Source organism: Paenibacillus enshidis, assembly GCF_042136365.1.
GTDB lineage: Bacteria > Bacillota > Bacilli > Paenibacillales > Paenibacillaceae > Paenibacillus > Paenibacillus enshidis.
In genome coordinates, this window is record NZ_JBHHMI010000048.1 from 1 (window position 1) to 12,252 (window position 12,252).

General features: G+C 50.5%; 14 protein-coding genes. 3 read left to right on the forward strand and 11 right to left on the reverse strand.

Features of this window, described 5'->3' with window-relative positions; translation table 11 throughout:
- On the forward strand, window positions 1-196 hold a 196-nt coding region (locus ACE41H_RS24540), incomplete at its 5' end, for a hypothetical protein (protein WP_375358199.1).
- A gap of 831 nt (window positions 197-1,027) precedes the next feature.
- On the opposite strand, the gene ACE41H_RS24545 is transcribed toward ACE41H_RS24540, so the two are convergent.
- The 5 genes from ACE41H_RS24545 to ACE41H_RS24565 all read right to left on the reverse strand — a co-directional run bounded on the left by ACE41H_RS24545 (window position 1,028) and on the right by ACE41H_RS24565 (window position 4,998).
- A complete protein-coding gene (locus ACE41H_RS24545) occupies window positions 1,028-1,594 on the reverse strand; it encodes a type II toxin-antitoxin system PemK/MazF family toxin (RefSeq protein WP_375358200.1) in 567 nt (188 codons plus the stop codon).
- A 14-nt stretch (window positions 1,595-1,608) separates the two neighbouring features.
- A complete protein-coding gene (locus ACE41H_RS24550) occupies window positions 1,609-2,223 on the reverse strand; it encodes a recombinase family protein (protein WP_375358201.1) in 615 nt (204 codons plus the stop codon).
- 170 nt (window positions 2,224-2,393) lie between these two features.
- Entirely contained in the window at window positions 2,394-3,215 is an 822-nt protein-coding gene (locus ACE41H_RS24555; RefSeq protein ID WP_375358202.1) for a DNA-binding protein, read from the reverse strand.
- A gap of 189 nt (window positions 3,216-3,404) precedes the next feature.
- Complete coding sequence (locus ACE41H_RS24560) at window positions 3,405-3,902, reverse strand: hypothetical protein (RefSeq protein WP_375358203.1); 498 nt, start codon at window positions 3,900-3,902, stop codon at window positions 3,405-3,407.
- An 844-nt stretch (window positions 3,903-4,746) separates the two neighbouring features.
- Window positions 4,747-4,998: a hypothetical protein gene (locus ACE41H_RS24565; RefSeq protein ID WP_375358204.1), complete on the reverse strand. Its 252-nt coding sequence runs from the start codon at window positions 4,996-4,998 to the stop codon at window positions 4,747-4,749.
- 70 nt (window positions 4,999-5,068) lie between these two features.
- On the opposite strand from ACE41H_RS24565, the gene ACE41H_RS24570 reads away from it, so the two are divergent.
- Window positions 5,069-5,332: a hypothetical protein gene (locus ACE41H_RS24570; protein WP_375358205.1), complete on the forward strand. Its 264-nt coding sequence runs from the start codon at window positions 5,069-5,071 to the stop codon at window positions 5,330-5,332.
- Window positions 5,333-5,955: 623 nt separating this feature from the next.
- Here the strand turns inward: ACE41H_RS24570 and ACE41H_RS24575 are convergent.
- From ACE41H_RS24575 to ACE41H_RS24590, 4 genes are all read right to left on the reverse strand, one after another.
- The gene (locus ACE41H_RS24575; RefSeq protein ID WP_375358206.1) at window positions 5,956-8,295 is read right to left on the reverse strand and encodes a CARDB domain-containing protein; all 2,340 of its coding nucleotides are present in this window, start codon (window positions 8,293-8,295) and stop codon (window positions 5,956-5,958) included.
- Window positions 8,296-8,306: 11 nt separating this feature from the next.
- Window positions 8,307-9,173, reverse strand: coding sequence for a copper amine oxidase N-terminal domain-containing protein (locus ACE41H_RS24580; RefSeq protein ID WP_375358207.1), 867 nt, complete (start codon window positions 9,171-9,173; stop codon window positions 8,307-8,309).
- Window positions 9,174-9,257: 84 nt separating this feature from the next.
- A complete protein-coding gene (locus ACE41H_RS24585; protein WP_375358208.1) occupies window positions 9,258-9,692 on the reverse strand; it encodes a hypothetical protein in 435 nt (144 codons plus the stop codon).
- Window positions 9,693-9,929 carry a hypothetical protein gene (locus ACE41H_RS24590; protein ID WP_375358209.1) on the reverse strand — a complete coding sequence of 79 codons (237 nt, stop codon included), beginning with the start codon at window positions 9,927-9,929 and terminating at the stop codon, window positions 9,693-9,695.
- 126 nt (window positions 9,930-10,055) lie between these two features.
- On the opposite strand from ACE41H_RS24590, the gene ACE41H_RS24595 reads away from it, so the two are divergent.
- Window positions 10,056-10,223 carry a hypothetical protein gene (locus tag ACE41H_RS24595; RefSeq protein WP_375358210.1) on the forward strand — a complete coding sequence of 56 codons (168 nt, stop codon included), beginning with the start codon at window positions 10,056-10,058 and terminating at the stop codon, window positions 10,221-10,223.
- An 8-nt stretch (window positions 10,224-10,231) separates the two neighbouring features.
- Here ACE41H_RS24595 and ACE41H_RS24600 read toward each other — a convergent pair whose 3' ends face one another.
- Complete coding sequence (locus ACE41H_RS24600; RefSeq protein WP_375358211.1) at window positions 10,232-11,164, reverse strand: phage integrase N-terminal domain-containing protein; 933 nt, start codon at window positions 11,162-11,164, stop codon at window positions 10,232-10,234.
- Between the two features lie 35 nt (window positions 11,165-11,199).
- Window positions 11,200-12,006, reverse strand: a complete 807-nt coding sequence (locus ACE41H_RS24605) for a ParB/RepB/Spo0J family partition protein (protein ID WP_375358212.1) — start codon at window positions 12,004-12,006, stop codon at window positions 11,200-11,202.
- Window positions 12,007-12,252 lie beyond the last annotated feature (246 nt).

Below are 12,252 nucleotides of genomic sequence, written 5' to 3' on the forward strand. Positions count from 1 at the left end.
AGACAAACCGGGCGCAATCCTTGGTGGCTCTAAAGTTCGTGGTGTGCGCTGCGTCGCTTTCTCTGTGCCATATCACCCTCACAAGGGTGATATGGCACAGAGAAAGCGACGCATTCGAGCATTAAAGTTTGGCCATTCTTGGCCCATCAATATTTGGTTGTGTGCTATGAGTAATGTGTATGGAGTCATTCCCTAACGGGCGAATGCTACGCATTCGACTCCCGACGATCCAGCTCAACGGCTTGCCGCAAGCGGCCGACCCTTCGGGTCAAATCATCTTCGTGCCGATTAAAAAAATCCGCTGCAGCGTCCGGCGAAACGCAGCATCGTGTTCTACTTCTCTCAACCACCGTCGCAAGCGACTGGTGTAGAACTTGGTATTTGTCTGTGTTAGCCAAATGCATTAACTAACTTTCTAAAACTTCATCATCTATATAAAAAAAGCTGCTACACAGAAGGCACAGTGCCTTTGCATACCAGCTTGGAAGCAATAAAAAAAGCCCTTTTCGACATGCCTAAATAGGCATGCAAAAACAGACTTATTGCCAATCTTCATTAACTTGTTCTCTGCCCGATCCATACGGTCAGCAAAGAAAATACTAGATACCTAGTGGTGCTTACATCAAAAATAAATTGCCTGGAGCGATGAGCTCCAAACAGCATACGAATTGCACCCCTCTGATTGTGGATGCGTCTTGTTCTTTGGATGCGCGATGGCCACAAAGAAAATCATTGAATCTTGGTAATGCCAATAGCATACAACAGATTCTGGCCAAAATCTATTTTTCTTGCCTGCTGCAGGCAGCTGCTGTACTCTGCGCCTTGAATTATGTAAATATAAAATGCGAAAAGCCGCCAGATGCATCTGGCGGCTTCCTGGGACCCCTCGAAGGAGTCTGTGTATGTTTACTGCAAAAATTGCAATGGGCCTCTAACGAACGACGTTGAGAACCTGTGTTTTATTTCCGTACCGTACATTATACGCTAAGCATTGCGTAAACGCAACAGAATAGTGAACAAAGTGGGTTTACGTCACTTTATTTAGCCCCTTTGTGGTGAACCTCTTCTGTATTTTGTTATAAAGGTCTTTCAATTTAGGCACAGGAACTTTAATTATCTGATCACCCGACCTTAACGGCGCATTTATTCTTAATTTGCTAATGCACCGCATCTGGCTTACTGCAGCAATACTCTTTGTCCCAGCTGGGTACCTGCTTAGCTTATTTATTTCCGGAATTTCACCAAGATCGACATCATTAAAGTGAACAGACTTCCCGGGTTTCGCTGATCCTAAAGGTACGACCATAACCACAGGAGAAGATTTTGAATTATCTTCAACGACAACGGCATAGTGATTGCCACCATGTTCAGAGCCAGGATTGTACCCTAACTCAATGGCCAGAATAGTCCCTGGATCATACTTAATAGTATCAGTAATAGGCTTAAACGTGCTTTCTTTCGCCAAATAACTTGAATACAGACTTAACCATTCCTTCATTTGTCGTTGCTGCCTGGAATCAAGATGAGTTAATATTGCGTCCTTTAATTCATCTAAAGCCACATCCAAATCAGATTTAGTTTGCCCCATTGTCATCCGGTTACTCCCCTTCAATTTTGCTTGCTCTCCTCATATTCCGCCACACGCCTGTAAAATGTCGGCTTGGACATTCCAATTTTCCGCATAGCTGCTACAGCCGTGATCTTTCCTGATTTCCACTCCCGATAAGCACTTTCGAACTCTGAGCTGATTTCCACTTTAGGGCGTCCAAATCTTATGCCGGCTTCTTTGGCCACCTCGATCCCTTCCGCCTGGCGAGTCCTGTTTTTAAGACGTTCCTGTTCTGCGACATAAGCAAGCATACTTAAAAACTGATCTTCCAATAGCTTTCCGATCGAGCCCATCGTTTTAAATTTCCGACTATCGAACAATGTTTCATTCTCCAGGCATACAATATCCGCTTTTACCTCACGGGTAATGTACTTCCATTCGCTAATGATGCCATCGTAATTCCTGCCAAGCCTGTCCAGCGCGTCTATGTACAATAAGTCTCCTTCCCGCAGCATTAGCCGCATCGCCTGGTATCTTGGACGCTCAAAGTCTTTACCACTCTGCTTATCTATGAAAGTATATCGGTCCGGAACCCCCAATTCACGAAATTTCACGAGCTGACGCTCCGGATTTTGATCTTTTGCCGAAACCCTGCCGTATGCCATTACAACCATACGCCGTGCTGCCTCCTTTAATACGTTTCAATAAGTATACCATGTATTTAGAAACGTTTCAATTACAAAAAATATACTTTTTGATACGATTTTTTTCATGGTTTTTCCAAGTCTCAAAAAGCATGCTTTATGAAACGCCGCCTCTTCCCCCTATAAAAAACGAACTCCCGTCAGGAGTTCGTTCTATTGTTTTTCTTGGCAGCCGCCGACAGCTCACCTTGCAGCTTGGCCACCTCGATCTGCGCGGCCTGAGCTGCAGCGCGATCCGCTTCAGCTGCTTTGGCCACCTCTGCAGACTTCGCACGTTCCCTCTCCAGCTCGTCCACCAGGTTCTCCACCTGATGATTCAATTCCGCCTGCAGCTTCTCTAGCTGTCCTTCCAGGCGGATGATCTTGTTTTCTTGCTCGGCTGCACGCCGCAGCGCCTCCTTGACTTCCTCTTCCGACTTATGGAACTGGGCTTCGTAGTGATCCGCGCGCCGCTTGAAATCCTCCGTCCGTTCCCGCATGTTCTCATGGGATGCGCGATACTCGATTAACTCTCCTGTAGCCGCCTGCAGCTTGTTCCGTGTGTCTTCATGAGCCAGGCGCTCCGTAGTTAGTAACGTTTGTGACTCCTGCAGCTTCTCCTTCAGCTGCTCCCCCTCCAGGAGCAAGCTGTCCGCAAAAGCAACGGCCTCCCGCTGGTCTTCCTCCATTTCCTGCCGCTGCTGCTCCAAGAGCTGCCGATCCGCTTCCAGAGATTCCGTTGCTACTTTCAGCGCAGCGGACCACCATCCGCCGGCAAGATCAAGGACCGACTGCGGCAGCTCGTCCTTCTTCGGCGCTTCTGGCGCCTTATGTGCCTGTTTCCAAGCTCTCAAGTGCTCCGTGATCGTGCTGAAACTCCCTCTACCCAGCTTTTGCCGCACATCTGCTACTTTCGTCGGCAATCCGGCGGCAGACAGTGCGTCCGCCGCTTCAAAAACCTGTTCCTTCGTGATCGCACTCATGGCCATCGCTCCTTCAAGTTTGGTATCCCTATTATAATCCTGTAATATTACATCGTCAATGTAATTTGTAATTTTGTATTACATTGTAATATTACGTTACATTACAAAATTACATTATAAATTACACTTTTCTGCAGTAAAAAAAGAGCGTGCGCCAGATGGCCACACGCTCCGCGTCGGCATTGCCGACTAAAAAAGCCCAAAAAACCGTTTCCGCTTGCCGTGAACCTCCACCCGTGACAGCAGCTCGTCCACCTTCTGATCCGTCCGATCCTGGGCAGCCCGCACTTCACCCAACACCTCGTTAAACTGATCGCCGATCCCCGCCGCCGCCGCCGCAACTTCACTCCGGACACGCTCATCGATGATCTGATCGATTTTTCCGGAAAGCATGACCATCGCCTGAGCCAGCTCATCCAGCTTAGCGTGTAATGTAGCGATCTCCACACTACTATTTGGCATAGCGACCAGGAGCCGCGGATCGCTACTCGAAACCCTGGAATACTCTCTAACCGTGGCATTTATGGCGCTCTCATAGTCAGCTCGGCGACCCAAGAGATCCACCAGCACCCGAAACGCCACAATGTCATGATCCGTATAGGCCCGGTTGCCATGTTCGTCCTTCGTGAAGACATAACCGGCATCCTCCATGCTACGTGCGTACTTATTGAGTGTCGAGCGACCCACATCGAGCATTCTCGCAATCTCTGCGGTCGTATACACAAGATTCAGCGGCGCTTCCTTCACGTTCTATCACCTCACTGGAGTAGAACTTCTACGCACCTGGCTTAAAATCCTTGTTGTGACTGCTGCTTTCGTCGCCTTGATGGGTGGCCGTCGCTTCGCTCCGGTTCCGCACCGCTCATCTCGCCGTGTGGAAAACGAAAACCACGTTTACCACAAGCCTCGATTCGCGTTACGGCTGTGTGAACCACCTACAAAACCACACCACCCCGGCGACTCACCCAGGTCTTGCTTGTGGATACTCAGTATAGAAAAGTAACTATCCACAGGACCACTGAAAAAGGTCGCCGGGCTCCGCCCGCCTTTTTGATTTAAAACATTCTCCCCACGCCCACCCCTGCGTTTGTGGCTCGAATTTTCTGCTTGACAAATGGGTTTTGGCGTGCTGGCGGTAGAGGGGAGGAGGGAGCGAGCCACAGCCCCCCGTATACACGGGAGACTGTTACGAAGTCTGGCGTATATCGGGTTGCCAGTCGCTTCGCCTTTTACCAACATCAGGCGCGCCTAGGTCGTGCTTTATCGCGCATAGTCATATCCTAACTCTGTTGGCCAGCCTGGGCTCTTGAGGCCCACACGGACGGGATTTGGGTCGTTGGAGTCACAACGCCCATCTAGGAAAGATGCAGGGGTGTGCATCTACGTAATATACCCTGTCTCACCCTCTAACGGCACTTGTCACCCTCAGACACGCTCGCACTACGTTTTCCTGCAGCTCTCTTCGAGGGGGTGGGGACGACTTACCCCACAGCGTTTTACGTCGTTTTGGGTGGCATTGAGCGCCCGGTATTTAGTTGAATTTCGATTTCTTCAGCTGATCCTTGGGAATCGTATACTTCCCGACGTACTTAAATGGGCTTGTCCGCCCGGCCTGTGAGCAGGCCGGGCAATGAGGCAGCGGCCTTCCTAACGCCTCTTTTTCAATCCGGATATGGCCGTATAGACACCGGTATTTGTAGGCCCGCTGCTCTGGCTTCGGCGGCTTGGGCTTCTTCTTTCGCTTATAGACAGACGACATGGGAACGCCGCGAGATCCTTTCATTCATTCCACCTCCCCGTTTCTTCCTGGACCGGCTTTTCCGCTTCGTAGCGAAATCCCCTGGATGTGCTAAATGCTTCCGATCATCCTTCACCAGCTGCGTGAAAAAGCCCTGATTGCACTTGCTGCAGAGAACCTTCCGTTCTCCCATTTCTTCATGAACCCGGACGGTATTCGGACAGTTGGAACAACGATAGGTCAGCGCACCATAGACCGTGTTGGCCCTTCTGCGTTCGGCCATCGCAGCTTTGCGATGATCCTTGTACCTTTGGTTCTGATCGGCTTTCTGCTTGGTCGTAGACGCCTGCACGACCGTATTCGTGGATATGCCGGTTGATTGTCTTGGCCCCACGGTTTTCACCCTCTCTCCCTTTTTTGGCAATAGAAAATCAAGCCTCCGACATGTATTTTTTCAAAAAATTCCATTTCGAACGCCTCTTATTCGGTTATTTCTAGCTGTTGTATGTATGATTAACGCCTTGCCCCGTAAGGCTTTGCGCTGAATCCAGTGCAACCAAAAAAGCCCCCCGATCCGCATCATACGGTTCAGGAGGCCTCAACATTTTATATCTTAGACCCTATTGAATCCCTGCAATATTTACAGTACAATGTGAGTACATTGCATTAAAGATTCAATGAAGTAAGAAAGTCATGTTCATGCGCACCTGTTTCGCCGATGGAGGTCGGTCAAACAGCATAGGAGCTGGGGAGCTCCTCGCCGTGAAACTGGCTTTTTTGCTTTGTTGGTCAAATTCTACCACATATCTAGTAACATTTACTAGGATTTCTTTCAAACATGACTGATTACCCCTCCTAAATTCGTTTCTAAGCCCTCTCCAGAACCTTAGCCCTTACTGAACTATGCAGAAGGCCCCTAAGATCGAATACAGGGCCACTCAGGGCTGTCATATGCCGTGTGAAAATCAAACCGCCCGGATTCAATCGGGCGGTTTTTTGCTGTTAATTCCGTTGCCTTACATTTTGGCTGTCTTCAAACATACTGCCAAAGATTCTCACCTTATTGATCGTACAAGCAAACAAGTCGCCGTAGGAGTCTTCAGCTCTCACGAACACTCGGACGGCTACATCCCCGTCGCTCCAGTCCATGTCCGTGAACACTTTGCGGTTACGAATCGTCTCACCCGTGATAAACGTGTGTTCCCTCTCAGGCAGCTCCCAGGTGGCTGTGCCTGTGTTGCCGCCGCTGGTGCGCTCCAGGGTTACCGTCTTGAAGTAATTTCCCTTGCGGTCGTAGAATTTCGCTATGACCTCTCCTGGCTTCGGACCGGAGTACGTGCCGCCGATTTTCTTCGCCGTCCCTTTGAGCCCCTTCGGAACAAGCTTTTCCCAGTTGGTATTATAATTCGTCGTGACCTTCAGCTCGTAGCCGTAGCCTGCGCGTGTGACCTCATTCGGGTTCAGGCCGTTCTTCTTGGCCCACGGGATGATCTCCCAGCTGCCCCGGCTGTCGACATCGCTCTCCTTCGGATTCGCCTTATCTGTCGGTATTCCCTGGCGTGTGTTGACCTCCGTTGTGACGGTCAGATTCTCCCGATACGTCACATCTTCGTATTCCCAAACGGGTCTGGAAATCGGTAATATGCGAACAATGTACGGATAGGTAATCTGCCAGTTTGAAAAAGCCATTGCCGTAGGCTTGCTGTTGCTGCAGGACGTCGTGTCCGAAGTCACGTCGCCGCCAGTAACCATGCAGCCCGTAGACGCCATATTGTTTCCTTCGTTCACATCCGGAACGACTCCATCCGGATCGACGTGAACGGTCATGTTATGCAAGCCGATTTCACGGCCTGTCCACTTCACAGGCCCGACGCTGATTTCCTTGTTCGCCGGCATGTCCTTCTTCACTTCGTAGATCGTATCCTTGCCGGCGCTGATCCGGATCAGAACCTCTTTCTGATCTTCCTCGCTGCGATTGACCACCTTGGCCGTAATGCTTGAGGAATCCCCCTTTTTGATCCGTGAAGGCGAAGCCGTGATCGAAAGTGCGACAAGATCGATTTCCTGCAGCTCCACTTCAAATTCGGCGCTGATCTCATTGTTGCGGTACGCTTCGACTGGAATCTCCGCAGCTCTTGCCTGGTGACTCGGATTGTTTACGAACGCATTCACAGAAATCTTGTATTTGCCTGGCGTACGGCCAACTTCCACCTTGCCCAGGTAGTGATTGTACTCCTGGCCGTTCTTGATGGTATCGGGCAAGCTGCTGAACATCTCCTGGAACGTCTGCTGGTTCGACTCCGGACCGCTGACCTTCACAGTCGCAATATCCGGAATGCCCCGGCCATCGATGTAGTCACCGGCTTTGAAGTCCTCACCGACGTACTTCCACTTCAGCCACAGCTGATTACCTTCGGTCAGCGTCAGCTTTGTTGGGATGTAGTCCATGGCCTTCAGCATCTTCGGAAGGCTCACCGTCTGCACCACCGTGCGGCCGTAGCCGTCATCCATCACGACATCGATCTCGTCGCCGTACGCTTCAGCCAGCTCCGCGTAATCGACCTCCAGCGTGCCGCTCTGGGCTTCTGCTGACGTGTTGATCAGCTTGCCCCCGGTCAGGCTGATGACATTCTTCAGATCCGGAAACGCGCCTTTTGCCGTCGCTACAATCCGGATGTTGCGCTCTGCCACCCCGTAACCCTTGTAGTCCAGCTTCAGCTTGCCGTTGGCCGCTGTCGCTTTCAGCGTCGGCCACGGCGTGACCTCGTACAGCGCCTGGCGTTCGTCCTCGCTGATCTTCTTTGTCTCCGAGAACTTGATACCCATCCGCTGTACAATTCCGGACGTGCGAAGGAACCAGAAGCCGCCCACTTCATAATAAAATTGATGGCCACTTCTAAAGTCTGGATCATCCGCGGATTGAATGAAAGTATTGCGATAATACGCACGCTGCTTGGCTCCTACACTCTGGTTGGCCATAATCGCATCGAACAGATCGCCAAGCGCCGCCTGGCTCTTGAAGACCAAGCCAAAGCCGTTTTCTTTATCGAAATTCGGGTCAGCTGCTTGACGTTTCACATTGAACACGTCATAGTTTCCGATCTTGGTCGTAGCTCCATCAGGGAAACTGAAAATCCCTGTCCATCTGGCCAGCTCCCACGGACGTACAACTGTAGCATCCAGGGCTGGAATATATCCGCTTAGGTCAATATCGCTATGCCCATAATCCCACACCGCATCAGGTAAATGAGGTTTAAGCATCGGTTCTGCAGCTCCTGCAGACGCTGTAAACGAAGAAATGAGAATAACGAGTGCCAGTACAAGGGTTATGAGTCGTTTCATGGGCCGTTACCTCACAAAGATTGAGCTGCAGCAATAACCTCGGTGAGGGTGCCTGCTGTGCTGAACATCTTTCCATTTTTTATAATCGTATGCGTGATAACCACATCATTTTTGACATGAGAAAATTCATTAGACAAAAAATCCCGGTTCACATCGAGCGACAATCCATAATTCTCAATGTGATCTTCCTTCGCATAAATTTTGGAGAAGGTGACTGTCCCAACTCCAGCAGGATACGTATAGGATTTTCCTGGCACGAGCTTGATCGTTTGTTTATTGCCGTTATACGTTGCATAGGTTCCTTCAGGAACGATAAACGTCACTTGGCCGTTCTTATACTTCATGTTGTCCTTGAACAGGGCTTCGCCCAATTCGGTGTACTCTTCCCACTCAAACGGCTTGAACACGGGTTCCGGTTCCTCAGTCTTCGGTGTGTCCGGGTTCGTGGACGCGGATCCCGTCGTGATCGTCACCAGGGCTTTGACTTTGTTCCAGTCCACCTGAGCCCCCAGCGCTTCAGAAACGAAACGTAACGGAACGTAAACACGATTGGTCTTGATCCGAGCCGGCACATCCAGGAGGATTCGCTCCGATCCGCGCGTAACGATCGCACTGTCTACCTTCAGCGAAAGACTTGTTTCGCCTTGTTTAATCACGACCGTGCGATTCTTGTAATCTACCTTGGCTCCCAGCGCTTCAGATACGAAGCGTACAGGAATCAAGACCCGGCCCTCTTCCATTACCGGCTTTCCATCCGGAAACACCACATTCGCCCCGTTTACCTTCACAACAACCGCCTTTTCTGCAGCAGCTGCCACTCCGGACGCTACACCAAAGGCCAGTACAACACTTAACAGCATTAACATATACTTTTTCATTGGTTTATCCCCCTAGATTCTTGAAACTTCTCAAAGTCCCTTGTTTGGCTTAATCAGATTAACATCTTAACTCCCAGAATTTCACTACTTGTATTCCTTTTTGTACGGCGTGATCTTCGTGACGCTCAGTGGTTGACTGTCCAGACCGACCAATCGGCCCGAGACCATAATCACATCACATGTGAATTTGGCAACGACTCGCGGCGAACCGTCGGGACTATATTGCAACGAAACTTCCAGTCTCCCATTTTTGTACACATCGCTACTCATGTTCGCGTTTAGCTTCATATTTTCTCGAAAAACCGATCGGACACCGTTGTACAGATCACCTTCAATCAGTCTGAGTTTGCCATCCTGGTAATCCTTCCGATCGGTTCCAAGTGTAATACCCGAATCGATCGCCTTATCCAGTCCGCGCTTCACGGACTCGTTGGCTTTCACGTAAAGTCCAAGATCGAAGCTCACCATAAGAAGAATGATGGCGACGTACACGACGAGCATTATTTTAATAGGACCCATTCAGTTCTCCCCTTTTACGGAAACACTTCCCTCCACCTGAAGCACTTCATAAGAGTGTTCATGATACGTAATCTCAGAAACCTTCTCCAGCTCCATGCTGACGACATCCTTGAGGTTCTGGAGCATTTCCTCTTTCGTCCCCCCGACCGCTGAAAGACGCAGCGCCGGGATGTATCCTGCGTAATTCTGAGCTGCAAAATCGTGTTCGATTAACACCATGAATTTCATCTGTTTCATCTTTTAATCACTCCTGACATAGTTATATAGTTGTATAGCTGACTATATGGCTATATAATAGTATCAACTACATAGCTTTGTCAAATGCTCTTTTTTTGCTATACTGACGCTCAGAGGTGATCTATAGTGGCTCGAATATCAATCAATACAACGCTGGAACAAGAACTTTACAATCAAATCAAATTCCTGGCTCTTAGGCTCTCTGTTGAGCGCAACGAGAAGGTTAACGCTAACGATCTCATTGAAGAAGGAATGCGGTATGTGCTTGAAAAGTACGAGGGCTCGAAGAGCTAAGCAGCTGCTTAGCTTTTTTGCTTTCCGCCCTCGTAAATCTTGATTACATCGATCCGCTCATGGCCAACCTCACGGCTGACCTTCAGCGCCGCCACATCACGGCTGTAGCCCTTGGCCAGCTCCTGATCCATTCGTTCCTGCACGTAGCTGTAACGCAGGCCGTGGAACGTCAGCTCCCTTGCCGATCCGTCCCGTTTGTCTACTCGATTAGCCAATCCTTCCCCGGTAATTACCTTATCCCGATGATTCTGTACGAATTTCTGCATACGGTTCACGACCTTGTGCGTCTTCTCGCCTTGGCCGATGAACAACCGCCTGCCGCGATCCGTGTGCTTCAGCCTGCGTTCGAATATGGCCCTTCCTTCAGCACTGAGAGCCACTTCCCGGTGCTTCCCGTTCTTCGCCTCCCCCTTGACCTGATACACGCCTGTACGCAGCGCATATTCAGCCTGGGCGCGGCTTACAGCCGCCGCTTCAGTGACGCGCAGCCCCATTGTGCGCGCCAGCTTCAGACAGTCCGCAATGTCCTGCTGCTTCAGCTCCTCCGCGATCCGCAGCATCTCCTTGTACTCGCTGTCCGTCCAGGAACGATCCCCGTTAACCTGTGTCGTCTTTTCCAGCTTCACGCCAAACTGTTCCTGCAGCTGCTTATTGTCGGACAGGCTGTACCGTGGCTTTTGAACCTGATCGTGCAGATAACGCAGCGCGGTCAGATCGTTTTTGATGGTCTTGGCCCCTATACCGGCTTTCTGGCGTTCCTGAATGAACGCAGCCAGGTGCTTGTCATGCAGATTCCGGATGTTCTGCAGTTTAAAATTTTCCGAGCAGAACCGGACGAACATCAGGCAACTGTCCTTGTACCTCGCCCTGGTTCCGAAGCTCCCCTGCCTGGTATGCTTAAAGATTTTCTCTACCTGAACTTCTACTGTCGTTTCCCCCATCGTTGCCTCCTACCTTGTTATCAATTAACTAGATGCTAGTGCCTCAGCAGCGTAAACAGTTTTGGCTCCAGTAGATCAATAAGTTCCCCCTGCAGCTCGTCATCTTCGATGGCTTCGGACATAAGAAACGTTAAATCATTGGCCACCCGGTCTTTTAGCTTCCGGATGTTCTCCTTTTTCTTTTCTGCATTCCGGAGTACGCGCGGCTCATAATCGTCCAACTCTTCTACAAGTTTCTGGATCTCTTTCGACGACATAACCCCTCGCATCTCGTATGCGGCCAGGAACTTCTTTTGCTGCAGCTGGCTGAGTCCTGCCACCTTATACGCCGCTTGCTGACCGATTCTGCCGGCGGATACCTCCCTTTGGAGCTTCGGAAGCAGGTACAGAAGCTTTATCAGCCGTTTCACGGCGTATTCTTCCTCAGACAGCTTGCCTGCCTCTCCGAAGCCATAAGGAGCGTTCCAGCCCTTGCTGCGGCCAAACTCATACAGCACCTGAACCCTGCGGGCTTTCTTCATTAGGTCCGTTTCCTTCTTGCCCCGGCCTGCCTCATTCGATGCGACAAGTAAATAAAGTGCCTCTGTCGGATCGCAACACACTTCACGCACCGGCACTTCTGGCAATCCCAGAGACATGGCCAGACTCCTTCGATGATGGCCGCTGATAATCGTTCCGTCCGTCCGGATCAGCAACGCCTCCTGGATTCCCGTCTTCGCTATGCTGTCTTCCAGGGCAGCCAACTCCGCAGCCGTCAGCGGCGAATTGTACAGCTCATGCTGCGGGTGCTTTTTTAGCGTCAGCACGCTGCGATGAATCACTTTGTCGCTAATCTCAATCATTCCTATACCCCTCCCCTATATGGACCTGTGAAGACCGAGGAACTTGTTTCCGAGTGTCTGAACAGGTTCAGCGCGCAGCGCTTATAGCGACCCCGTAGCTGCCAGAAAGGCAGACTCTGCCCATTGGCAAAGTCGCTCCTTCCTCGTCTAGTCCTCGCTAGCGAGGACTAGACAAACCGGGCGCAATCCTTGGTGGCTCTAAAGTTCGTGGTGTGCGCTGCGTCGCTTTCTCTGTGCCATATCACC

Coding starts and splice junctions, on each gene's coding strand:
- ACE41H_RS24545 (WP_375358200.1), bottom strand. CDS start 1,594: ATGACAATGGGGCAAACTAAATCTGATTTGGATGTGGCTTTAGATGAA.
- ACE41H_RS24550 (WP_375358201.1), bottom strand. CDS start 2,223: ATGGTTGTAATGGCATACGGCAGGGTTTCGGCAAAAGATCAAAATCCG.
- ACE41H_RS24555 (WP_375358202.1), bottom strand. CDS start 3,215: ATGAGTGCGATCACGAAGGAACAGGTTTTTGAAGCGGCGGACGCACTG.
- ACE41H_RS24565 (WP_375358204.1), bottom strand. CDS start 4,998: ATGAAAGGATCTCGCGGCGTTCCCATGTCGTCTGTCTATAAGCGAAAG.
- ACE41H_RS24570 (WP_375358205.1), top strand. CDS start 5,069: ATGCTTCCGATCATCCTTCACCAGCTGCGTGAAAAAGCCCTGATTGCA.
- ACE41H_RS24575 (WP_375358206.1), bottom strand. CDS start 8,295: ATGAAACGACTCATAACCCTTGTACTGGCACTCGTTATTCTCATTTCT.
- ACE41H_RS24580 (WP_375358207.1), bottom strand. CDS start 9,173: ATGAAAAAGTATATGTTAATGCTGTTAAGTGTTGTACTGGCCTTTGGT.
- ACE41H_RS24585 (WP_375358208.1), bottom strand. CDS start 9,692: ATGGGTCCTATTAAAATAATGCTCGTCGTGTACGTCGCCATCATTCTT.
- ACE41H_RS24590 (WP_375358209.1), bottom strand. CDS start 9,929: ATGAAACAGATGAAATTCATGGTGTTAATCGAACACGATTTTGCAGCT.
- ACE41H_RS24600 (WP_375358211.1), bottom strand. CDS start 11,164: ATGGGGGAAACGACAGTAGAAGTTCAGGTAGAGAAAATCTTTAAGCAT.
- ACE41H_RS24605 (WP_375358212.1), bottom strand. CDS start 12,006: ATGATTGAGATTAGCGACAAAGTGATTCATCGCAGCGTGCTGACGCTA.